The following is a 23,862-nucleotide window of genomic DNA, read 5'->3' as shown; positions in this document are numbered from 1 at the left end:
TCAGGAGTGATGATTTCGTGATATCCGAGAGTCTGACACCGGATTCAAAACGATATGAGACTCGTCAACCATTTTCGGATGCCGCCGCGCCGGTTGCGACCGCTACACCTGATATTCGCTTTCAGATTGACAGCCTGATTGATGCCATCGATCAAACTTTGACCGCGCAGGTCAACCGGATCATCCACCATCCCGAATTTCAACGATTGGAAGCGCTTTGGCGCAACCTCTACCAATTGATTCAGCAGCCAATCGGTATAAGCCCGGTGCAAATCCGGGTTTTTTCCGCCAAATGGAAAGAACTTGCCCGCGATATTGAACGGGCTGCGGATTTTGATCAAAGCCGTTTGTTCGAACTGATCTATTCGCAGGAATTCGACATGCCGGGCGGCCAGCCTTACGGCCTCCTGATCGGGGATTATACGATTGCCGCAGGTATCAATCCGACAACCGGCACTGACGATATCGCCATTATCGAAGGTATTTCCAGTGTCGCCGCTGCCGCGTTTTCTCCATTCATTTGTGCGGCTGATCCATCGCTTCTCGAAATCGAGAGCTTTGCCGATCTCGACCGCCTGCCTGATCTCTCCTTCCTGCTCAAACCACAACGATCCGCCCGCTGGAATAGGCTGCGCAACGCATCCGACACGCGATTTCTTGGGCTGACATTGCCCCGGATTTTGGTCCGCCGACCTTATCGGACCAACGATATTACGCGTAAGGATGGGTTTTTCTTTCGTGAGGAGATTGACCCGAAAGGCAATAATCTGCTCTGGGGCAATTCCTCCTTTGCCTTCGCCTCGTTGGTCCTGAGAGAATATGCCTCGTCGGGCTGGTTCGCGGATCTGCGGGGGGTGCGGGAAGATGAGCTCAATGGCGGTCTGGTGGATTCGCTACCCTACATTTCGTTCCCCACGGACAAGCATGATTTTGCCGCCCAGCCGCCGGTCGAGCAGCGCCTCAATGCCGAGCAGGAGCAGATATTAAGTGAAGCCGGCTTCGTGCCGCTTGCCACTGTACCCTACACGCCGCATCTGGTGTTCAATTCCAATCAGTCCGTCCACAAGGCGGCAAGATATGAATCCGAAATTGCCAATCGCAATGCGCGCATAGCTTCCATGTTGCAATATGTGCTGTGTGCCTGCCGTTTCGCCCATTATCTGAAAATGATCATGCGCGAAAACGTCGGCCAGATTGCAACGTCCAACAGTTTGCGCGACACGCTTGAGAAATGGCTGTTTACCTATTGTATCGGCAACGACGATGCCGACAGTGTCGTCAAGGCGCGGCATCCGCTGCGATCAGCCTCCGTTGAAGTCCGGGAAATACCGGGGCGCCCGGGTGTTTACGGCTGCGTTATGCGGCTACAACCGCATTTTCAGCTCGACGACGTAACAGCAAGTTTCCAGCTTCTCGCCGATATGAACAGCAAATCTGACCAGTCCAGTAAGGGTAAAGCACAATGACGAACGCAACAGGAAGCGTTTCCAATCTCATCGAGTCCGGCGACCTTCAAGGCGCGATAAACGTAGCGCTGTCGATCGCCAAAATACGACCGACGGATGATGCTGCCCGGCGACTTCTGATCGATCTTCTGATCGTGAGCGGCGACTTTGAACGCGCCGATAAGCAAGCCGACATTCTTTCAAAAACGATTCCTGATTTGGCTATGGGACTGGCCCTTCTGCGCGGCCGCCTGCGCGCATCCGATGCACGCGCCGCCTGGTTTGAAACCGGTGCTGTACCGGCGTTCCCCGATGGCCCAAGCGAACATGATCAGCTGGCAATGAAGAATGCACTGGTTCTCGAAAAAAGCGTAACGGGGACAAATGGCGAGGCCACCACCCCCTTTCCTGAAAATGTCATTCACGGTTCGGTCAAAATCGATGGCCGCACTGCAACGTCCTTCCGGGACCTTGATGATCGCATTCCGCATGCCATCGAAATTCTCAATACGAACGGCACCTATATGTGGATCGATTTCAACCGGATCAACCGGATCGAATTTCAGCCGGTTCAGAGCGTGCGCGATCTGACGTGGCGACAGGCCTTGTTGACCCTTCGCGATGACTCTCAGTCCGAAGTCATCATGCCAGCAACGTATTTCTCACGCGATGTCAGCGATGCGATGAAGCTTGGACGGGAAACCGACTGGGTAGAAGCCGGTGGCGGCCTGTTTGCGGGCAAGGGTCAGAAGTGCCTGCTTGTCGATGATGATGTCATTGGACTGCTTGATATCATGTCGATCGAATTCATTCCTGAGCCGGCGAACTAGAATATGGCCGTAAGCAGCAGGATATCCTTTGAATCTGTTCTCGATCGGCTTATGGATCACGACCCTGATATGACGGTCGATCAACCTTTGACGCCGCGTGAACAGATCAACCGCGTGCGGGAGAATATCCGCCGGGATATCGAAGCGCTGCTGAATGCCCAGCAATGGCCCCGCAGCATCGAAAAGGAATTCGAAGAGCTTCAGACCAGCCTTCTGCGTTTTGGCACGCCGGGATTCCATGGACTTATGCTGGCAACGACCCAGCAGCGTCTGCATCTTGCCGAAGCGATCAGAAAAGTCATCGTTGCTTTTGATCCGCGATTGGCGCGGGTGCGCGTTGGTCTCGGCAAGAGCCGCGGCGATCAGGATCGGGTTCTCGATTTGCGCATAGAAGCGGAGATGCTGCTTCCTGACGGTGTGGAAGCCATTGTTTTCGACACGTCGCTTGATCCGGCCACGCGGCATTTCCTGATTGGCGGCGCACATCATGGCTAACCGCTTTCTCAATTGGTACAACAGTGAACTTGGTTCCCTGCGCAAACGTGCAGCAAGATTTGCACAGCAACATCCAAAGGTGGCCGGACGTCTTCGTCTCACGCCCGAGGCTGTTGACGATCCGCATGTGGAACGCCTTATTCAAGGCTTTGCCTATACCGCAGCCCGTATCCGGCAGAAGATTGATGATGACTTTCCGGAACTGACCGAAACGCTGCTTGAAGCCCTGTATCCGCATTATCTGGCGCAGCTTCCTTCAATGTCGATTCTGAAATTTGACCCTTCCGCTCAACAGGATGAGTCAATTGTTCTGCCGCGGGCGATGGTCGTCGATTCTGAACCGGTTCGGGGGGATACCTGCCGCTTTTCCACGACACAGGAACTGACGCTAAGCCCCGTCGCAATAACCGATTGCAAACTTGCGCAACCGCCATATGTTGCACCGCCCGTGCAAGATCTGTCTCCCATGTCATGCCTGTCAATCAGTGTAGCGACAACGGGACCGGTGGATAGCGTTGCAAGCCTTGATCTGGACCGGCTGACATTCTTTATCCGGGCGCCTTTTGCGACGGGGGCCGCTCTTTACGAACTGTTGTTCAACCACACCATAGGCATAGCAGTCGGACGGCACCGCGAAGACAAAGCAGCCTTGCGCCTACCTCCCAACGCTCTGAAGCCAATCAGCTTTGATTACGACAAACGGATGCTTCCCTATTCCAAACGAAGCTTTCCGGGTTTCCGATTGCTGGCCGAATTCTTTGCCCTGCCTGAGAAATTCCTGTTTTTTGAGCTGAGTGGATTGAAGTCTTTTCTCTGCAGTATACCGGGAAAAGAGTTCCACCTCTTTTTTTACCTCGATACACCGGCAAATACGCTTGTTAATGCGGTGGATTCGACGAGTTTCGATCTGCACTGCACACCCGTGATAAATCTGTTCGAGCAGCGTGCTGAACCGATTTCTGTCAACCATATGCTTGACGAATATGATGTGCTGCCTGACGCCCGCTACAATTCAACCCGCGAGATATACGCCATTGAGCGCGTTGACATTGCTGACCAGAAGGGCCAGCGCAAGGAGGTCCCCCCCTTCTTCGGCCGCAAGAAACAAACCAATGAAAGCCGGGCAGACATATTCTGGCAGTATAAACGCGACATTGGCGAGGACAATAAATCGTTCAAGGCAAAGCTGCGGTTTGTCGATATGAACCTCAACCCGGCTATGCCGGAGGATCATCTCGTAGCCTCCGTCGATACATTATGTATCAATCGCGGTTTGCCCGAGCTTCTGCCATTTGGCGGCGGACAACCCTATTTCAAGACGCAGGCAACAATCAGTGAAATCGGCAAGATCAATTGCCTGCTTCCTCCGACGCATACACACCGGTTTGAATCAGAGGGTGAATCCTACTGGAAACTCATATCGCATCTATCCCTCAATCATCTTCCGCTCACCAGCGGTGATCCTGAAATCCTGAAGAGCATGTTGCGGCTCTATGATTTCAGGCATGCCCCTGAAATGCGCTCGATGATCGAGGCGATATCCTCTGTGACCAGCCAGAAGGCAACCGCACGCCTGAAGGACGGGACCATTGCCAGCGGCGTCGACGTGACGATCGAATTCAACGAGGCCCTGATGGATCGCGGTGTCGCCTATCTTTTCGGATCAGTCCTGTCGCACTTTTTCGGGCTCTACGCATCAATCAACACATTTGCACGACTGACGGTGCGGCTCACCGGTCTTGCATTGCCTGTTGTTCGCTTCCCGCCCCGCACAGCCGATGAGGTGCTGTTGTGACAGACGCACAACCGGGATCTCTTCTTGATCGGCTGAAAGCAGATCCACATCTTTTTGACCCAGATGCGGCGCATCTGCTTCTCGAATTGGCGGGCGAGAAAGCCACGTCCACAATCTCGCTGACATCCCACGCAACCCATAATCATGCCGCAACGGCACTTTCGGGGGCTGAAAGCCGGGGCGAAACGGTGAGTATTCATGCAAACTATATCGGACTGGTTGGTCCGGTAGCAGCATTGCCATCGGTCTATACGGACCGGGCCCTAGACGAGAAGCGCCGACGCAGTTCGAGCTATTTCGATTTTCTCGAGGTTTTTGCGGCCGAGCTGCGCGGCATGTTCTTTGCTAGTTCGAGAAAATACCGGCTTTCCAGCCTGATCCAGCTCTTTGGTATCGGTTCGAAAAACAAGGTTACACGAAGCATTTACTCGCTTCTGGGGCTTGCAGCGCCAAAGCTGATCGAAGGGTTGAAGATTGAACCCGAAGTACCGCTGTATTTCTCCGGTTTCTTCGCCAATCAGCGGCGAACAGCGGTCAATCTCAGACTTATGCTGTCCGAATTCCTTGGCTACGAAGTTGCCGTTCATCAATTTCAAAAGCGTTGGCTTGCGGTTGACCCCTCGGAGCAAACGCAATTAGGCAGCAACAGCCGGGATAATGCCCTGCTGGGCATCACAGCAATTGCTGGTTCTTCCTATGCGGACCGCAGAAGTGCGATCCGGATTTCCATTGGTCCGTTGCGATACGGCGAATATCTCTCGCTTATGCCAGCCCGGAAGAAGTTTGCCGAATTGACTGAATTGGTGCGCCTGTATTGCGGACCTTCCCTGTCATTCGAAATTCAGCTTATTCTGGCCAAAGAGGATATTCCCGAGGCACGCTTGCAAGACGGATCACCGGTTGGCCGGCTTGGATGGGATTTGTGGGTCAGACAGGCCCCGGCCGCCAAAGACAGCGCAGATGCAGTATTTGATCCTGATAAAACCCTCCAGACATCAGCCTAATACGGCTCATCCCTGCTGGCGGAAATATTTTACAGTCACAGCAGGCTTTCCGGATTGTTGTTGCAACTTCGCCGCAAGCCCTTTGAACGTGTCCTTGCCGCCGATCAAGTCGAGCTTCTCATCGGATTGAATCGCAATGAGCATATAGGGAACGGAGGCGTCCTTTTGCGGCGCAGCGAGATTGAGATTGATGACCGTATTATCTCCGCGACGCGTTGTGTTGATTGTATCAACAGTACCGTCTTGGCGCACGAGAAGCACCTGAACGTTTTTCTGCTCGATTCCGCCAAGGGTTGCGGCTAACGGATCAGCAGGCCCCAGAACCTCGTTTTTAAGGATGAAGGCCGCTTTGCCCGCATTGACAGGCACGGCAGCCAGAAATGCCAAGGCATCACATTGTGCATCCGCAATCTGCCGCACATTGATCGTCGGCTCGTAACCAAACTTGCTGATGAAAGCGCGCTCCATCTCGACGAATGGGCCAACCCTCTGTGCAAAACCTTCAATATTTATTGTTCGGGGTGCGGCAATTGTGCCGTGGGCAAAGAAGCAGGGGCCACCGGCAAACTGTTTTATCCAGTCCGCTTCCGTCATGGCGAATTGCGGCTGCGAGCCACCGCTGCCTGGTGGTGGTTCGTCATGCTTTTGCTGCTCACCGGACGCCAAAGTTTCTGGCTTTTGCCCCGCTTCAGGAAGCGTGTTAACCGGCTTTTCGTCGCCTGCACTCTTTACATCCGGCTTGGCTTCCACTGTAGCCGTTGGCGGTTTTTCCGTCGTGGTTCCAATTGGAGCTTCCGGCTCTTTTACAGGTTTCACCTGATCGGCTTTTGGTTCCGGTTTAGGTTTGACGCTGTTGGGATCGGCATCAAGCTTGAATTCGGATTTGCCTGATGGCGTTGCGGGCTTGCTCGTCTTTTGCGCCGATAAATAGGCTTTAATTTTCTCCTGATTGACATAGCTGTACCAGCCTGCGCCACCCAAGGTGACCAGCAGGCAAGCAAGAACAACCCATTTACTGGAGGTCCCTTTGGCACCGGCCTGACCGGAAGGTGTTTGTCCACGTCCGTCTCTCAACGATGCTGAAATCTGCGAGCGCCGTGAGTAGGTATCTTTTGTTGTTGGAATCATCGGCCGCAACGCGTCGATGATTTCATCCTTCTTGGGTCTGAGCGCAGGACTTGGCTGCAACATTCGTTGAATGATGGAACGCGCTGCAGGGTGGATTGTCGAAAGGTCCGGAACCGATTGACGTTTTCTGACCACATCGGCATGGGTACCGCTCATATCGAGCGGGGTGCCACGAAGGGCTGCGGCAAAGACCAGTCCCAGACTGTAGATATCACTCGGCTCGTGTACATCGCCGCCGAACAATCCCAACTGCTCGGGCGAAACGTAATTGTACTTTCCGGCAAAGCTCCCGGCCAGAAGCGTGCGGTCTCCGCCAATGCCGAGCCTGGCAATACCGAAATCGATGAGTTTGGCGCCCTCGACATTCCCGCCGGACAAAATGATGTTGTCGCAGGAGATATCGCGGTGAATGACGCCGCGTTCATGGGCAACCTTGAGGCCCGAAGTGATGCGACTGATCAGCTTCGCAGCTTCAGCCAGGCTCAAGGGCCGATCCCTTATGCGTTCATACAGGGATGGCCCCTCCACGAGTTCCATCGTGAGATAGGCGGTATTGGAAAGCCTATCAATCGAGAAAACGTGATAGCGAACAATTGCATYATGCCCAAGAGAATTGAGAATAGAGGCTTCCTGCTTGAAGAGCGAAATAACCTGCTCGTCACTGGCAAGGTGCGGCAGAATAACCTTGATGGCGACCTCATCGAGTGTCTGGATGTTATGGCCTTTATAGACCTCCGACATACCACCGACTGCGAGAAGTTCTGTCACCTCGTAGATATCGTTCAGCCGCGTTCCGGGCTTGATGCTTCCGGATTTTTGACCGGATTCGGTTTGTTCACGCATTATGGCCGACCATCATGGGCTGGGGCTACACGATAATTGACAACCACCACCGTAACATTGTCGCTCCCTCCCCGCTCAAGCGCACTGTTTATCAGTGAATTGCATGCAGTTTCTGGCTCTTGCGACAGGATGATGTCCTGAATTTCCAACGCGGAGAGATGCGCAGTAAGGCCGTCGCTGCAAAGGATGAATGTATCTCCATCCTTCAATTCACCGCTGAGCAAATCAAGATGAGGAAGCTCGCGAACACCTATGGCATGCAGAATGACATTCTTGCGTTTGAAACTGGCCGCCGCCGCTGGATCAAGCGTACCATCGTCGATCATCTGTTGTACTTCCGTATGATCCTTGGAGATCTGGGTCATCCGGTTGCCGCGGTTAAGATAAAGACGGCTGTCACCTGACCATACGACCGAAAAATGCTGGCCCGTAACAAGCAATGCAACCAGCGTCGATCCCATGACACCCAGTCCATGCTCGCGTGCCAGATTGCGGATATCCTGATTGACACTAAAAATGTGATCGTGGAAATCCTGAACTTTTGCCTCGTGGACTGCATGATGCCCGACGCGTCCAGCCGCTTGCACGATCATTGACGCCGCGACATCGCCGTGTGAGTGGCCACCCATACCGTCGGCAACAAGCCATACCCCGTTTAGCGGCTTTGAAAGAAAGCGATCTTCATTGACCGGCCGCACGCGACCCGTATGGGACATCGCATGGGAATCAAACCACCCGGCTGAATCCTTTGCTTTGGTCTTGTTGCGCGTTGGAATGGTCATGTCTCTCGCTTGATAGCAGGTCATGGGTTAAAGGGCATTCTACCAATAATTTTCTTCTAGGGCCGGTCAGTCAGAAACAATGTCCAGTTATCAGATGATTGGGTGTCAACTTCCTTGAATACGCCTCGCAAATGATTGCGCTGCCAGCAAGCGTCTTTACCGGTAATCTGAAACTTTTTCGTATCAACACACAGAGTAACGGCGCCGTCCAGAATGGGCCTGCCCTGAACATCAATGGCATGAACATAGATATACCGGTTTGAAAGTTTTGACTTTATGACATCCGCACAGCGATTGGCGGCTATGGCCCACCAACCTTCTGTCCGCATATCCCCGCCCACCTGCTCGCCGATTGCAACATTGGCAACGTCGGCAGTCTGGTTGCACACGGTGAAAGCCGCTTGCGCAGCTCTGGGGGCTGCGAGTAACAATGGGGCAGTCAAAAATACAACAAACCAACTCGTCATTCCGAGATTGAAACGATGTATTCCTTTGCTCTTGCCGCAACCACCGTATCGAATTTGGTCTATCATCAAAAAAGATCCGCATCCAAATCGCTATACTCTTGGTATCCAACACTTTATTTGAATAGTCTATGGCCAGACAACAAATGCCGGAGAAGCGGATGCGACTTGTGCTGAGGTTGGAGAATCGTTCCCTGCATGGAGACGATATTATTCCGGAGTTCATAGCAGACCAGCGCTCCTTCATCATCGGTCGTTCGGAAGATGCTGACTGGTCCCTGCCTGACAGAAGCCGTTTCGTTTCGACGAAACATTGTCAGATCTTTTACGACGACAATGAGTACTGGGTAGAAGATCTGTCGGCGAACGGCCTTTTGGTCAATGGCGACGAGTTGCAGAAGGGTGCGCGGCGCATCCTGTTAGCGGGTGATCTTGTTGAAATCGGAGCCTACCAGCTCCGCGTATTTCTTGAGCAACCACGGCCTTCCGAGCCATTGCTTACAGCGGAACAAACCGTCTTTATTCCCCGGGGCGCCGAAAGTCCGCTGCGTGAGATGGAAGATCGCACCATGTTTCTCGGGGCGGTGCAAAGTCCACCCACACAGCCAACCCGTTCAGTTCAGGCCGTTCGCGAGCCTCCAGCACCCGTCAAACCGCGACCATCCACCGGGCCCTCCCATTCGCGCGAACGGTTTATCGAACATTTTGCCATTGGAGCAGGAATTGATCCCGATGTGCTCGCAGGCCGCCATGATGACGAATTTGCCGAACAATTGGGCCAAATCTTCAGGGCTGTGGTACCCGGCCTCACCCAGTTGCTCACCGCTCGCGCCCAAATGCGTGCCTTGATCCGCAGCACCAAGCAGACCGTTCTGAAATCCGACGGCAACAATGCGCTGAAGTTCATTCCCGAAACGTCGGCTGCACTGGCCGCTTTGTTTGCAGCAAACAAACGTGAATATCTGGATGCAACGAATAGCTTCAGCGAGGCCGTTGACGATCTCAAGCAGCATGAACAGGCGGTATTCCAGGCCATGCAAACCGCTCTCTTCCGCTTGCTGAACGAGCTGTCACCCGACGCAATCGAAGCATCAGGGAAAAGCTCGTTTCTCTCAGGAAAAGGTGCCCGTTGGACTCGCTATGTCAACGCCTGGAACGAACGGAACGAGCCTTACGAGAATGGCATTCTCGATGTTTTCCTGCATTATTTCGGTGAGGCCTATGACGAGAAAATCGGCAAACAGAGAACAACCGACTGAATAGCGAATGCCATCTCAACCTTGCAGCTTGGCAAGCATCTCATTAATCCCTGAACTATAGGAACGGAAGCGCGATGCCTTGATCCGTGCTTCCCGATAAACTGGCGAAGCCTGTGCGCCTCCCTGGCCAGACATCTTCCGGTTGGACCACTCAACAATCCATCCAGCGGTCTTGCCATAAAGGAAGGGGTTGGCACCGAAAACCGATGTATCCAACAGGGAACTGAGCTGCGTGTCAGGCGAGGCTGACAGCACCGATACGGCACCGCCACCGCCAAGAAAGTGAGCGAGATAGAGATTACCGGCAGTACCGGCAATGCCTGAGGCTTTCAGCGTTGCTTCGTTCTCATTGGCAAGGTTCATCACCATTTCCGTTGCCAGAGTCGGGTCCGACTTCAGGGCCAGCAACTCACTTACGCTCATTTTCGAAACAAGATCCGCCCTGTAGGAACTCATCATGCGCAACCAGGTGCTATTGATGAACTGCCCCAGACCGCTGGCGGATGATAATGGGTTAGCAGCGTTGGGATTGCCGCCGCTTTCCACATGAATAATCCGCTGTACGAGTTTTTCCGCTTCGCCATCCAGACCGATTTCGCTGTAGCCATAGCCCAGCGGGTCTACAAGCCCGCCATTTGCCAGCAACTCGAAATGCAGATGCGGTCCGGTGCTGAGGCCCGTCGAGCCCACAAATCCGATGGTCTGCCCTGCTTTGACAGCCTTGCCGACGGCAATCCCATTCGCAAACCCTTGAAGATGCGCATAATGCGTTTCCCGATTTCCCGCATGGCTGATCTTGATGAAATTGCCAAAGTTTCCATTGGTACCGGCAAAACTGATTGTGCCGTCAAAGGAAGCGTAAACCGGCGTCCCTGCGGGCGCCGACCAATCCACGCCTTCATGGAACTTGACCGATCCAAGGATGGGATGAACGCGTGGGCCAAAGCCCGAGCGGAAAACGCCCTTGACCGGCAGGATGAAACCTTCAGCACCTCCCAATCCGGATGTGGTATCGCCCTCGGTCATACAGGCGTAATCGCCACCGCGCTCCGGGCGCATCAAATAGCATTCCAGATTTTCGCCACCGCGTCGGACCGACACATACAAAACACGTCCGCTCTCGCTGGCCTTGTCACGCGGCGTTTCGGAATAAAGCAAGGATACTTTGTCCTCCGGAGAAATGAATTTCCCCAGATCATAGAGCCGTGACATCCGCATGATGGTCTCAGTGATGACATTGATCGGAATATCATTGCGAATACCGGCACTATAGATGCCGTCCATAATGCGGAAGTTTTGATCGAGCTTCGATCCGTCTCCACCATTGGTCAGATCGTTCCAGCTTTCACCCTTCCAAGGATCGTCGATCTTCACATAGTTGCCGTCATCGGCACGGGCTAGACTCCCGATCAACCCTTCGCTGCCATAAAGCGATATCTGAACCGGCGCCGTTGCTCCATTCAGTGGATCAACGAGCGCCGTTCGCCAGACCGCAAGATAACCCGGACGAAGCACCTGAATATTCAGCGATCTCGCTACCGCCTCGGCGACGCGCGCTGTTTCGGCTTGCGTTGTGTGCCCATCCGCAAGAACATCCTTCACATTGCGTTCCGCAAGGACCTTGATTACGAACTGCTGATTCTGCGGCGGGCGCTTCTTCTCACTGATAATGTCGACGCTGTTTGAACTGCCCGGCGATGAAGCACCAATCTGGGCTGTCTCACTGGGTGTTACGCCGCCCTCCCACCCAGCGTCCGATGACGCGGTATCGCTTGAAGGAACGGGTTGTCCGGGAGCTTGCGGCACAACTGGCGGTGTCGTCGATATCTCGGGCGCGGATTGCATAAGAGCAAAGTCCTGCGGGGTGGCGGGCAGCGCCGTCATTAATCTTACGGAACTCGACAGCATCGTGTCCGATACAAAATAGACCGAACCGTCGATTTCTGAACCGCTATTGTTCTTCTGAAAACGTATTTCGCTTTTGTGCGGCCTTGGTTTTTCATTGTTCACAGACTGAAGCAGAAGCGCATCACGCCGGTCATCTGTCGCCGACAATTCAAACTCGCCATCCTTGCCGGGCAGTTGAACTTCACCCTCAGGGATAACCAATGTCTCGTTTGTCAGGTCATCGGGCATACCAAGAAACTTTGGCAGGTAAAGAAACGCTCCGACTGCCACCCCGGCGAAGGCGACAAGAGCAAGCCCTTGCCATATGCGGCGCCTATTGCGACGCTGCCGTGCCAGTTTCTTGGCGCGCTTGAAATCCTGACTTAGCGTATGGAGCTCTTCTCCACGCATGGATCAACAACAAACGGAACAGGGTACCCGATATGCGGGCTGGGCTCCCCGATCTTTGATGTCGAGTTCAAACATCAGCGATAGACACCACCAATAAGACTTCCACGCAGGCTTTTCTTAGGAGGAGCGGCAGGTTCGACAGGTTTAAAAACGCGTTGCGGCTCGGGATCAGAGTCAGCTACGACACGGGCTGCGCGCGGTTTGACCGGAATCCTCGGGCCTGGCTTGGCCGGAGCAACGGCCTGACGCGGCGGCTCGTAGACACAGACGGACGATGGTTCGCGCTTTACGTTTTCATAGAGAAACTGAGTGGGGCCTGTATCGGCGGTCTTCATCTTTTTGGTTGCCCAATAGCGCTGCGCTGCTTCGCGCGAGCTTCCGCCCCACACGCCATCAGGATCAGACGTGTAGCAACCTACCCGTTGCAATTCGTTCTGAAGCGTAAAAACAAAATCTTCCTGACCGAAGATTTCAACGGGCGCCTCCGGCATAATGATGATGGGATTCATACCGGTCTGCGGATTGATAGCGGACGGATATCCGGGATCAGGTGTAAGATTAGCTGCCGGGGCCCGTGTCGCATCGCCTAAATCGGTCCGGCGTGTCAATCCCTGATCAGCCTGCGAGCCTGACTGATCCAGTGCTGCGACTTGCTGTTGACCTTCCCCTTTGATGCCGCCCGACGGCTCCGAAAAATAGAACTGCTGCTGCAGCGAAGACTGTTCCCAGGGAATTTGCTTATCAAGCGTCGCCACCTTCACATCATTTCGAACCTTGATCATAAGGTCGGAGATGCTAAGGCCTGGTGTCTTGATGTGATCAACCAGCGCCTTGGTAAAAGGGCTGTATGAACTTTTGCCATCGTAACTGATGTTGCCGGGCTGGGTGGCAAAGGCCACATACACACCTGCACCCGCTGTAACCTGAGCCAGACCGGCATTGACCGACCCACCATCGGGAAGAGGATTGTTGCGGCATGCGTCAAGGAAAACAAGCGTCTGGCGCGTGCGTTGCTGGATTTCACCAATCACTTTGTCCAAGCTGATTGTTTCATCCAGAATCCGGGATCTGTCATTCAGACGTGCATCAACTGGCACCAGATAGTTGACGCCATTCAATTGAAACCCGTGTCCGGAGAAATACACAAGCGCGACATCCGCTGTTTCGGCCTGCGTCTTGAATTCATTGAATATCCGGTCAAATTCATCGCGCGTCGTGTCGTTTGCGGGAAAAACGTCAAAACCCTCATCGCGCAATGCAGCCGAAATTGCCTGAGAATCATTGGCCGGATTGACCAGCTTCTCGACATATTGATAGTTTGTATTACCAACAACGAGCGCAATGCGCTTGTGCCCGCTAACAGCGATTATCTCTGCGCGCGCAATCTGCGTAACGAAAAGAAACGCAAGGCAAGCCAAAACCACACGCAAAGCGTGCGGAAAAAAACTGCGTGGGGTTGGCGCATAAGGCGTCAATCGACTATCTCTTCAGCTCATTGGGCTTGACCGGACGGGCTTTGTCCAGCTTACTCCGGTTGCTGATCTGATCACTTGCAGATCGTTCTGGATACGCAAAAATAGCCTATTTCCTGCTATACTTGCAACTATGTTGTGTTGGAAACTAAAATTGCAAGGCTTCAATATTTGCTAGTGATCGGGCAAATAGAGCGAATACTGTGATGGCTACCTGCAGGAATAAACCATGCGAATTGAACTTCAAGCCCTGAGCAATCCCAACGATACATCATTCAGCGGTTCAATGGTGGTTCAGGATGCGCGATTTACCATCGGCCGGGGTGAAAATTGCAGCTGGGTAATCAAGGACAGTCGCCGCGTCGTCTCCAAACATCATTGCACGCTGGAGCAGCGCGACGATGGTGTTTTTCTGATCGACAAGAGCACCAACGGGGTCAGTGTTGGCGGTATTGCCGTCGACCGCCAGTACGGACAGCGGCTTTCGGATGGCGACACCATTGAAATCGCCGATTATCGTTTTCGCATAGCAATCCAGAAGGCCGGGGCGGTTCGGCCCCAACAACAGACAAATAGTGCGGATCTCCTGTCCGGACCGAGCCTGACATCTATCCTGTCTGATATTGCGCCGGGCGGCGTTAGTGCCACGAGTAAACTCCCCGGCGAAAGTCACGACGAACTTTTTGATGGTCCGGCAAAACCAACGTCGCGCGAAGCGCTTGGCGCGGTCGACATAGGGTGGGATGGCCCTCCCGTTACCGAAGTCGACATTGTCAAGCCATATCGTGCTAGCCGTCCATCCGCGCTCGCGGATCGAATCGAACAGACGCCAACGGCCAATTCGCTGTTTGATCTGCCGATTGTTCGTCCGATCCTCCCCGATAATTGGGACAGTGATGACGAGGAGCCTCTTTCCACCGCACCCGTGACGCCTCCGGCTTCGCATACTGCACCTCAGCAACAATTCGTGCCTGCTCCCGTCGAGAAGCCGGTTTATGCGGTTCAAATCGAACCACAACCGATACCCTATTCCGATTCCAAACTTGTGACCGCGTTTCTTGAAGGTGCCGGGCTCGACACAACCTCCTTGCCGGATATCGACCACGACCAGCTCATGAGAAAAGCTGGTGCAGTGCTCAAGATAGCGTTTGTTGAGCTTTATGAGATGCATGTCGGGAAAAACGCCTCGGCGGCACGTCTGGAGCTGGAAGGCATTGTCGGGGAAACGCCATGGATTTTCTCATTGGCGGGACAAAAGAATGATCAGCTGATGGACGGTATTATCGAGTTTATCGGTGAAGCGGAGCCAGCCGATATGAAGCTCATCGAGCGGGATTTCCAATCGATTATCAATTATCAGACCGCCCTTTCAGCTGCAGTTCTCGACTTTATTGGCGAGATACAACAGGCCATCGATCCCGCGGCGCTTTCCACCAAAGCAAAGGCAAAAGCCATTCCAGCACTGCGCAAAGCCGCACTCTGGGACGAGTTTCTGGCATCTTCCACTCTTTTTGAGGGCCAGCAGTCAGGCAAGCCAAAGCCCGCCCTGATGAAACTTCTGCGTAAGTTCTTTCCCCAACCGTGAATCTTCACGATCAAGATTACGTTGACGTGATGCTGTGTTATCTGCAAGTTACAGCAGGTTCACAACCTTGGATTGGGCAAATGTCCAACTATAAAGCATTGGGAGATTAGTATGCGTTTTGAAGCGCTTGAGGCACTCGCAAATTTCCGTAGTCACTCGATGTTTCAACGCTGTGTTTTTCAGGCAGCAACCATAGGGATGGGCCTATTTCTGGCAGCCTGCACATCCACCCCCGAAGCAAGCGGGCCCAAATATCAGGACCCCATTTCGACGACCGTGTCGGCCAGCGCAACCGCAAATCCTTCGCCGTCAGGCTCGCCTACTCCGACAGCAGTCGAGATTTTCGTTTTGAAATCACCCGGACGCTTTCAATCCATGGATTACTTCCAGCTGAAGGGCGGTAGCGCACTTGGAGATGATCTGGTTGAACGCAAGACGGTTTCGGTGCGGCCGGGACAGTCGACGGAACTGACTGTCAATCCAGGCACTGAGGGTGCATATGTTGGGGTAATTGCCGGGTTCCGTGATATCGAGAACGCACGCTGGCGTGCGCTGACACCGATTTCCGGCGCAAGCCGATTGACTGTTTCGGTTGGCAAGCTCTCCGTCAGCGCGTCCGCAGGCCATTAACCAGTACGGTGTTTATTGATGGAACATGACAATCGCGTCGTCTGGTCGGAAGGCATGTTCCTTCGGGTACAGCATTTTCAACAGCAGGACCGCTGGACTGAAAGGCTTGTCAAATCGGTCGTTCGTGAACTCGTCAAATTCCCTTGGGGTATTTCGCGTATCACGATCAACGAGCAGCTCCTCGGCAATGGAATGTTCGCGCTGTCGAGCGTGCGCGGTGTCATGCCCGATGGAAGCGTGTTCGAAGCGCCCGGCCCCGTAGACCTTCCCCCCGCATTGAGACTGGAGGAAGGCACGAAGAATGTCTTCGTCTATCTTTGTCTGCCCATGCAGCAGCCGGGACTTGCTGAAATTGGTGGTGAAACCGCCCCCGGACGCAGCGTCCGTTATGCGCGCCAGAAATACGAGGTGCAGGATACGAACGAGGGCAGCTCCATCGCGGCCCTCTTGGACGTCGGTCGTTTTCGTTTGAGTTTTCTTTTGTCCGATGAAGAACTGGCTGGATACGACCGTATCGCTGTCGCGCGGATCGTCGAGGTCCGGCAGGATCAATCCGTTGTCCTTGATGACACCTTTATCGCACCATCGATCAATTGCGCAGCGCAGCTTCAGCTTGAGAATATTGTTACCGAGCTTCTGGGCATTATGTCTCATAGGGCAGAAGCAATCGCCGACCGCATGGGCGATCCATCAATCCGCGGTACGGCAGAAGTCTCGGATTTCCAGTTTCTTCAGGTACTTAACCGAAACGAGGCAGTCTTTCGCCACCATCGCGAGAATCTGAGCTCCCTGCATCCCGAGACACTCTATGTACTATGTGCACAGCTTGCGGGTGAGCTTTCAACATTCACCAAAGAGCGGCGTCGCGGATCGGTGTTTCCCGGATATCGCCATCTCGACCTGCGCGGTTCATTTGATCCGGTTCTGTTTGATCTGCGCGAATCGCTTTCCTCTGTTCTGGAACGGTCTGCGATCGAAATTCCTCTCGATGAGCGCAAGCATGGTGTGCGGGTCGGTACGATCACCGATCGCAGTCTTCTGGTCGGCAGCGGCTTTGTATTGGCGGTGCGTTGTGACATGCCATCGGAGGCTCTGCGCAGCACCCTGCCCCGGCAGATCAAGGTCGGCCCGGTTGAACGGATCGCAGAACTCGTCAATGTCGCCCTGCCGGGTATAGCGGTTCGCCCGCTGCCGGTTGCACCGCGCCAATTGCCCTATCGCCCCGGAACAAGCTATTTCGAACTCGACCGCGATGGCGCCTTGTGGAAGCAACTCAGCACGTCCGGCGCTATCGCAATGCATCTTGCCGGTGATTTTCCGGCCATTGAATTTGAACTCTGGGCAATAAAGTCGTGATGCCATGAGCGACGATAAATTCTGGCGCAGTGAGCCAACGATCATCAAACCCAAGCCGGGCGGTGAGCGTGGACGCGCGGCACAGGCTGGCTCGAGCGATGCTGACGGCAACGAAACAACGACACTCCAGTCAGCGCTGCGTGAAGGCGGCGTGGATACAATCGATACCAGCCCGAAAGGGTTGCCATTTCTTGTCGCCGCCGCTCGCCCGCAGCTTAACCTGCTTTACCACCTTCGCGGACTTCACGCAGAGCCTGATGCAGAACAGCTTCGCACGGCCGTGATCGACGAAATGCGGGCTTATGAGCGTAAGGTCGCAAATGCCAATGTGGACACGCAACATGCCCGCGTGGCGCACTACGCCCTCTGCGCCACCATTGATGACGTCGTTCTGAGCACACGCTGGGGCGGCGCCAGCAATTGGGCGAGCAACAGTATTGTCTCGACATTTCACCGCGACGTTCAGGGCGGTGAACGCTTTTTCGAACTGCTTGAGCATTTTCACAAGGACCCGGGTCGCAATCGCGATATCCTGTTGTTGCTCTATCTTTGCCTGTCTCTTGGTTTCAAAGGCAGGCTGCGCGTCAGTGCCCGCGGTGCTCTCGAACTCTCGCAGATAAGGGATAGTCTCTATCGTACCCTCCAGTCATCCATGGGTGACATTGAACGGGAAGTATCGCCGCATTGGCGTGGTATCAATGCGCGCTTCTCCAAGGCACGGTTCAAGAACCTTTATCCAGCACTGCTCGGAATGCTCGTTCTCCTCTGTGCCTTCGGCTATGTGGGCATCCTGCGCCTTCTCAATACGGAGTCGGACGGCATTATGATTGCGATGGCCGCCGCTCCGCCGCAAGGCAATCCATCAATCAAGGTTGAGCAACCGGCACCGCAACCGGTTGAACAGGTGGACAGGCTGCGCGACTTCCTCACCTTCCTCCAGCCGGAGGTGGATCGCGGCCTTTTAACCACAGCGCGAGATGGAAATCGCGTGCTCGTACGGTTCCGCAATACCGGGTTTTTCGCGTCGGCAAGCGCGGACGTCAACCCGCAATTCCAGGGCCTGATTGATCGGATTGGCCGCGCCATCGCTGACGAAAAATTCTCTGCGCTCGTCGTGGGCCATACCGACAATCGTCCGATCCGCGGGGTACGCTTTCCGTCGAACTATGATCTATCCCGGGCTCGCGCCGAATCGGTCGCCACCATTATCGGCAAATATGTGCCTGATAACCAGATTCGCTTCGAGGGGCGCGGCGAATCCGAACCCATAGACACCAACGACACGGAAGAGGGCCAGACCGCGAACAGGCGAACAGAGATTATCGTCACCGCAAATCCGCGGTCTGAAAAAGACACGACAACCGGCGCAGGCAATCAACAGTGAATATCCTCAACTGGATCTATACGATCCGCTCCTACATTGAGAGCTATCTGGGCTTCCTGAAGGGCGGCCGGTTCTGGTCATTGATCTGGGTCGTCGCTATCGCCGTGATGATCTGGTTCTATGGCGACAGCATCGCCTTTGGCAAATGGCGCCCGCTTGAGTCGCAGTACAACCGCATCATCGCAATCGGTGTGGTTGTTCTCGTCTGGCTGATCTATGCAATTGTTTCGGCTGTCCGCCGCCGCCGTGCCGAAGCTGCAATGATCGACGCGGTTGCCGAGGATGGCACCGATTCCGAAACAGAAGCAAAGGAAGAAGTTGCACTGCTCAGGCAGCGCCTGAAGGACGCTCTCCTGCGCTTGAAGTCGATCAGCAAAAAGCGGTTCGGCTATATCTATGATTTTCCCTGGTATATGATCATCGGAGCGCCTGGCTCCGGCAAAACGACTGCTCTCGTCAATTCCGGACTGTCGTTCCCCTTTGCTGAAGAGATGGACGAACACAGCATTCGAGGCGTCGGCGGTACCCGCAGTTGCGACTGGTGGTTTACCGATGAAGCCGTGCTGATCGACACGGCGGGCCGCTACACGACGCAGGACAGTGATGTTACTGTCGACAGCACGGCGTGGCAGAGTTTCCTTGGCCTGCTCAAACGGCATCGACCTTTGAAGCCGATCAATGGCGTGCTGGTCACCATCAGTATGGAAGACATACTGACCCAGAGCGCTCAGGCCCGCTTCAAGGAAATCAGAATCATCAAGCAGCGCCTGCGTGATCTGGAAGACAATCTGAAGGTCCGGCTGCCCGTCTATCTGATCTTCACCAAGGTGGACATGCTTGCAGGTTTCGGCGAATTTTTCGACAACTTCAACAAGTTCGATCGCGAACAGGTTCTCGGTGTTACGTTCCCTCTCGGTGTCAGCCAGTCAAAAGGCAAGATTGCCGAAGCTTTTTCCGGCGAGGTCGATCTTCTTCTCGAACGCATGCACCGCATACTCCTCGAGCGCATGCAGCAGGAACCTGATGATCTCCGACGCAGCAGTGTGTTCAGGTTCCCTGCACAATTTGCGTCAATCAAGGGCGTTCTCGTCGAGCAAATCGGCGAGCTTACGGCAAGTTCCAAACTGGTCAGCGCGCCACTCCTGCGCGGTGTCTATTTCGTCTCGGCCACCCAGACCGGCGCTGTTTATGACAAGGTCGGGCGTTCGACATCCGAACGTTTCTCGTTTTTGCAGGAACCCAACACGACTGGCACAGTCTCGCAGAAGGCATTCTTCCTGTCGCGATTGTTCAATGAGGTGGTGTTTGGTGAAGCCAATCTTGTTACCACCGATATCAAGGTGCAGCGCCGCAAGCGCATCATGTCCACCATATTCTATCTTGTGCCATTGATCATTGCCGGCGGGCTTTTTGCAGGCTGGTCCCATGCCTATTTCACCAATCAGAGCACGATGAGCGCGGTCAATGAGCGCATCGCCTCCTATAATCGTGAAGCCACCTCGATTGCTATCGAAGACATCACAACCGATGATCTGAACCGGATACTCTCGCCGCTCAACACGTTGCGCAGTGCCATCACCGACGACATTGCCGGTAAAAGTCGCTGGTATCACTTCGGCACGGATCAGGAAGCCAAGCTAAGCGAAAGCATGCAGGCGACCTATGCCCGGGCGCTGAACGGTTTTCTTCTCCCTCGCCTGCTTGTCCATCTGCAGAACCGGATGAATGATCCCCAGATCACAACCGGACAGCTTTATGATACGCTAAAGCTCTATGCGATGCTTGGTGGTCTTGGACCGCTGGACGAGCAGTTTGCCGCACAAACCTTGAAGGCAAATTTCGATGCTTCCTTGCCCGGTGCAGGGCGCGCGCAGGCGCGGGAAAGCCTGCTTGCACACAGCCGTGCGCTCCTGTCACGGCCATTGATTACGGTCAGCCTTGACGACAATCTCATCAAGAAGGCACGCGCAAAAATCAATGCCATTCCGCGTTCGCAGCAACTCTTCGAACTACTGCTTACCTCTCCGGATGCCATGGCATTACCGGAGTGGCGGCCTGTAGACAAAGCGGGCTCGGGGGCGGAACTCCTGTTTGCCCGCGAAAGTGGCACGGATCTTCGCCAAGGCATACCGGGGGTTTTCACCCGGGATGGCTATTTCAACTATTTCCTGCCTCGCCTGGCCCAGATGTCGGAACAGTTCGCACAGGAGGGCTGGGTCATTGGTGAAGACAAGGCGCAGGCGGAATCCAGCGACAATCTGAAGACCGATGTCCTGCGCATATATTTCAACGCCAATCGCCAACGATGGGCAGCGCTGCTGAATGACATGGGCATACGTCCGGCTCCTGATCTCATTCAGGCTGCCGACATTGTCCGAATCCTGGCGTCTGCTGATAATCCACTGCGGACCTTTGCAACTGCCGTAGCCGAGGCAACCAATCTGGACCCCCAGCAGTTCTCCGCGCCAGCGGCCGCCGCCAAACCGTCCCAGAAGGAAGGCGACGTTGACGAGGCGCAACGCAAAGCGGCCGAGGAACTGGCCAAGGTGAATGCAGAGCGCGTTCAATCCATGCAGGCTTTGACCGACGGCTTTGAGACCACAATGCTTGACCCTTATGCCGCGCTGCGCAAATCCCTCCAGCCTCCGGAAGGGCAGAAGTCCCAGTTTACCGATCTTTCGCCGGTTCTTGAGGAACTATCGCTGCAACTCAGCCGCGCTGCCACCAATGCGGGTGAGGTCAACACGATTTTTGGCGTCGAGAGCAAGCTGGTATCGGCCAATCAGATGCTGGTGACACAAGCACAACGTTTGCCCGAGCCGGTCAGCCGTTGGATCGGACGTCTTGCCACCGACATCGCCCGATTATCTGCAACGGGAGCACGACGGTCCATTTCTGATTTGTGGCAGAGCAACAGCGGACGCTTCTGCAAGCTCGCCATTGCAGGACGTTATCCCTTTGATCCGAATGCCAATAATGACGTTGCCATCAATGACTTTATCCGGATGTTTAGCCCATCTGGTGATTTTGCAACGTTCTTCCAGTTTCAGCTCAAGCCATTTGTCGATGTTTCGCAAACACCGTGGCGTCTGGTCGGTATGAATGGTGCTGAAGCGATTGCGAGCGACGCCCTTGTGCAGTTTGAGAATGCCCAAACCATTCAAACAGCTTTTTTCTCAAAAGGCGGCAACGACCTGAGCCTTGATCTCGATATCACACCCAATGATCTCGACAGCAATTCGACCTCCGTAGCGCTCGATATCAACGGTGAAGCGATCAATTATGATCACGGGCCAGTTCAGACCAAATCATTCAAGTGGCCCGGCCAAGGCAATCGTTCCGCCCGCATCGCCTTCAATCCACCAGGCCCAAATTCAAGCGTCAGCAAGACGGGACCTTGGGCGATGTTCCGGCTGTTCGACCTTGCCCAGAAAAAAGTATCAAGCGAGGATCAGTTTACTGCCTCGTTCCGCATGGGCAGCCGTACCGCAAGCTTTGATGTTCGGGTTGGTTCCGTGCTCAATCCGTTCGCTTTGAAGGCACTGCGCTCGTTCCGTTGCCCTGAAGGGCTTTAAGACATGAATTTCAAGGAACCATCGCAGCAACAGGATAGCATCCGTCACCGTTGGACATACGACCGGAAGGGATGAACCCGATGCAAGCAAGAGATACGGTTCTGGCCGGTTATTTCGGCAAGGTACCGTCAAAAGGGGATTTCATCAGCCGGCGGCTCGACCGGGATGTCCGCTTGCAACTCGACCAATGGCTGCAACCCGCGCTTCAGTCGAGTCGCGAGATGTTGGCGGATGAGTGGATGGACCTCTATCTCAACGCTCCGATCTGGCGCTTCTACCTTGAAGCCAGCATTTGCGGCCCTTACCCTGTTGTCGGCATGATGATTCCGAGTGTGGACAAGGCCGGGCGCTATTTCCCTTTTCTTGTTGCCGCTCAGATACCGGACTTTCCCCTTTCTGTCGTATCCATTGCTCGTGCCGATGAATGGCTGCACTCGCTGGAAGACGTTTTGCTGAGTGTTCTGGAAGACGAATTTGATATCGATTATTTTGATCATCAACTGGCAAAGAAAGCGTTTGATCTTGAGGTTCTTCCTGCAAACCTGAACCCGCTGGGTGAACCGTCAGCGGACGCGGGAGCTTTTGCGCCCTTGGCGGCTGCTTTGGCTGGAAGAAAATCCAAACCGCAATCGGTGTGGTGGACATCGGGGTCGGACCGCCGCAAGCCGGGTATGTCCTTATACCCCGGTTGGCCTGCTGTGACGGCCTTCGCATCGTTCTTCAAGGACGACACGGCATCGTCTGCTTTCAATGATGAATTTGCCCGGGCACGGCAGAGCGGCCAGTCCCTGCACAATAACGGTATGTTTTCTGAAGCTCAAACCGTTGGAAATATTTCTGTAGCTGGTCGCTCCCATCGTGGCACGCTTGCCGAGCAGAACACGGAGAGTTTTGTCTTCAAACTTGATAAAGGTCTCATATCCGTCGCCGATGGCACATTTGGCCTGAGCCGCAGCGCCACCATTTCGCGCTTTCTGCTCGCCTCGCTCGACAGCATCCCGTTGCCCGACAATGTCGAAGATGCACTTGAGCTTTTGGCGGAGCGCCTTGAAGGAGCCAAGCGCGCCTTGACGGAACGTCTCGACATTGCCGTAGCGGGGCTTGCATTACAGGCTGGTTCGCTGAGCCTTGTCTTCCGTCAGAACAGGTTCGGCCTGCTTGTACAGGGAAACGTGCATTGCCTTTTGCTGCGCGATGGCACGTTTACGGAACTGACGGACACCGCCCTTAGCAAACGCTCCAGCTCGACACTCAAACTGCAATTGCGTGCAACATCGGTCATGATCACAGGCGATCTTGAGCCCGGAGACCGCTTTCTTCTAATGACAGCAAATATTGCGCAGGCGGCGCTCGAAAACAGTGTTGCAAGCTTTTTCAGCACCAATCGAGTTGAGGCCATCATTGACAGGCTCGTTGACGACAGCCTGATCAATGGCGCGCAAGATAATCTCACGGTTGTGGCCATGGCCGTCGATTAGAGCATCGCACAGACCAAGCAGATATTAGAACCGGATCAT

17 protein-coding genes are annotated in these 23,862 nt (G+C 54.4%); 12 read left to right on the top strand and 5 right to left on the bottom strand.

The window, feature by feature from the left end; all coding sequences use genetic code 11:
• Positions 1-17: 17 nt before the first annotated feature.
• Genes tssC through tssG form a run of 5 tightly spaced genes read left to right on the top strand, consistent with a single transcriptional unit; the run spans position 18 to position 5,569 of the window.
• Positions 18-1,466: a type VI secretion system contractile sheath large subunit gene (gene tssC / locus AB4Y96_RS12515; RefSeq protein ID WP_441917707.1), complete on the top strand. Its 1,449-nt coding sequence runs from the start codon at positions 18-20 to the stop codon at positions 1,464-1,466.
• Positions 1,463-2,275, top strand: a complete 813-nt coding sequence (locus tag AB4Y96_RS12510; RefSeq protein WP_112530572.1) for a type VI secretion system accessory protein TagJ — start codon at positions 1,463-1,465, stop codon at positions 2,273-2,275. The genes tssC and AB4Y96_RS12510 overlap by 4 nt, the downstream gene beginning before the upstream one ends.
• Before the next feature lie 3 nt (positions 2,276-2,278).
• On the top strand, positions 2,279-2,770 hold the full coding sequence (gene tssE, locus AB4Y96_RS12505; RefSeq protein WP_091886546.1) for a type VI secretion system baseplate subunit TssE: 492 nt from the start codon (positions 2,279-2,281) through the stop codon (positions 2,768-2,770).
• Entirely contained in the window at positions 2,763-4,565 is a 1,803-nt protein-coding gene (gene tssF, locus AB4Y96_RS12500) for a type VI secretion system baseplate subunit TssF (protein WP_441917704.1), read from the top strand. The genes tssE and tssF overlap by 8 nt, the downstream gene beginning before the upstream one ends.
• Entirely contained in the window at positions 4,562-5,569 is a 1,008-nt protein-coding gene (gene tssG, locus AB4Y96_RS12495; RefSeq protein ID WP_441917702.1) for a type VI secretion system baseplate subunit TssG, read from the top strand. Before tssF ends, tssG begins: the two co-directional genes overlap by 4 nt.
• Positions 5,570-5,575: 6 nt before the next feature.
• On the opposite strand, the gene AB4Y96_RS12490 is transcribed toward tssG, so the two are convergent.
• From AB4Y96_RS12490 to AB4Y96_RS12480, 3 genes are read right to left on the bottom strand one after another with little or no spacing between them, the layout of a single operon-like run.
• On the bottom strand, positions 5,576-7,540 hold the full coding sequence (locus AB4Y96_RS12490) for a protein kinase domain-containing protein (protein ID WP_441917700.1): 1,965 nt from the start codon (positions 7,538-7,540) through the stop codon (positions 5,576-5,578).
• Positions 7,540-8,322 carry a PP2C family protein-serine/threonine phosphatase gene (locus AB4Y96_RS12485; RefSeq protein ID WP_441917698.1) on the bottom strand — a complete coding sequence of 261 codons (783 nt, stop codon included), beginning with the start codon at positions 8,320-8,322 and terminating at the stop codon, positions 7,540-7,542. Before AB4Y96_RS12485 ends, AB4Y96_RS12490 begins: the two co-directional genes overlap by 1 nt.
• Positions 8,323-8,378: 56 nt before the next feature.
• Positions 8,379-8,753: a DUF1036 domain-containing protein gene (locus AB4Y96_RS12480; RefSeq protein WP_227988483.1), complete on the bottom strand. Its 375-nt coding sequence runs from the start codon at positions 8,751-8,753 to the stop codon at positions 8,379-8,381.
• 194 nt (positions 8,754-8,947) lie between these two features.
• Here AB4Y96_RS12480 and tagH point away from each other — a divergent pair, with 194 nt between their 5' ends.
• The gene (gene tagH, locus AB4Y96_RS12475; RefSeq protein ID WP_441917696.1) at positions 8,948-10,045 is read left to right on the top strand and encodes a type VI secretion system-associated FHA domain protein TagH; all 1,098 of its coding nucleotides are present in this window, start codon (positions 8,948-8,950) and stop codon (positions 10,043-10,045) included.
• Between the two features lie 15 nt (positions 10,046-10,060).
• Here tagH and AB4Y96_RS12470 read toward each other — a convergent pair whose 3' ends face one another.
• Positions 10,061-12,343 carry a peptidoglycan DD-metalloendopeptidase family protein gene (locus AB4Y96_RS12470; protein ID WP_441917694.1) on the bottom strand — a complete coding sequence of 761 codons (2,283 nt, stop codon included), beginning with the start codon at positions 12,341-12,343 and terminating at the stop codon, positions 10,061-10,063.
• A gap of 74 nt (positions 12,344-12,417) precedes the next feature.
• Positions 12,418-13,818 (bottom strand): caspase family protein, encoded by a 1,401-nt coding sequence (locus tag AB4Y96_RS12465; protein WP_441917692.1) that lies wholly within the window; start codon positions 13,816-13,818, stop codon positions 12,418-12,420.
• Between the two features lie 226 nt (positions 13,819-14,044).
• On the opposite strand from AB4Y96_RS12465, the gene AB4Y96_RS12460 reads away from it, so the two are divergent.
• From AB4Y96_RS12460 to tagF, 6 genes are all read left to right on the top strand, one after another.
• Positions 14,045-15,400, top strand: a complete 1,356-nt coding sequence (locus AB4Y96_RS12460) for a type VI secretion system-associated FHA domain protein (protein WP_441917690.1) — start codon at positions 14,045-14,047, stop codon at positions 15,398-15,400.
• Positions 15,401-15,511: 111 nt separating this feature from the next.
• Positions 15,512-16,030 (top strand): type VI secretion system lipoprotein TssJ, encoded by a 519-nt coding sequence (gene tssJ / locus AB4Y96_RS12455; protein WP_441917688.1) that lies wholly within the window; start codon positions 15,512-15,514, stop codon positions 16,028-16,030.
• Positions 16,031-16,048: 18 nt separating this feature from the next.
• The gene (gene tssK / locus AB4Y96_RS12450; protein ID WP_441917686.1) at positions 16,049-17,386 is read left to right on the top strand and encodes a type VI secretion system baseplate subunit TssK; all 1,338 of its coding nucleotides are present in this window, start codon (positions 16,049-16,051) and stop codon (positions 17,384-17,386) included.
• A gap of 4 nt (positions 17,387-17,390) precedes the next feature.
• Positions 17,391-18,770, top strand: a complete 1,380-nt coding sequence (gene tssL / locus AB4Y96_RS12445) for a type VI secretion system protein TssL, long form (RefSeq protein WP_441917684.1) — start codon at positions 17,391-17,393, stop codon at positions 18,768-18,770.
• Positions 18,767-22,345: a type VI secretion system membrane subunit TssM gene (gene tssM, locus AB4Y96_RS12440; RefSeq protein WP_441917682.1), complete on the top strand. Its 3,579-nt coding sequence runs from the start codon at positions 18,767-18,769 to the stop codon at positions 22,343-22,345. The genes tssL and tssM overlap by 4 nt, the downstream gene beginning before the upstream one ends.
• Positions 22,346-22,425: 80 nt before the next feature.
• Positions 22,426-23,823 carry a type VI secretion system-associated protein TagF gene (gene tagF / locus AB4Y96_RS12435; protein ID WP_441917680.1) on the top strand — a complete coding sequence of 466 codons (1,398 nt, stop codon included), beginning with the start codon at positions 22,426-22,428 and terminating at the stop codon, positions 23,821-23,823.
• Positions 23,824-23,862: the final 39 nt, after the last annotated feature.

Origin of the sequence: Phyllobacterium sp. TAF24, from assembly GCF_052113785.1 — a bacterium.
GTDB lineage: Bacteria > Pseudomonadota > Alphaproteobacteria > Rhizobiales > Rhizobiaceae > Phyllobacterium.
Note: the sequence above shows the minus strand (reverse complement) of the source record. Positions and strands in the feature narration are given on the sequence as shown.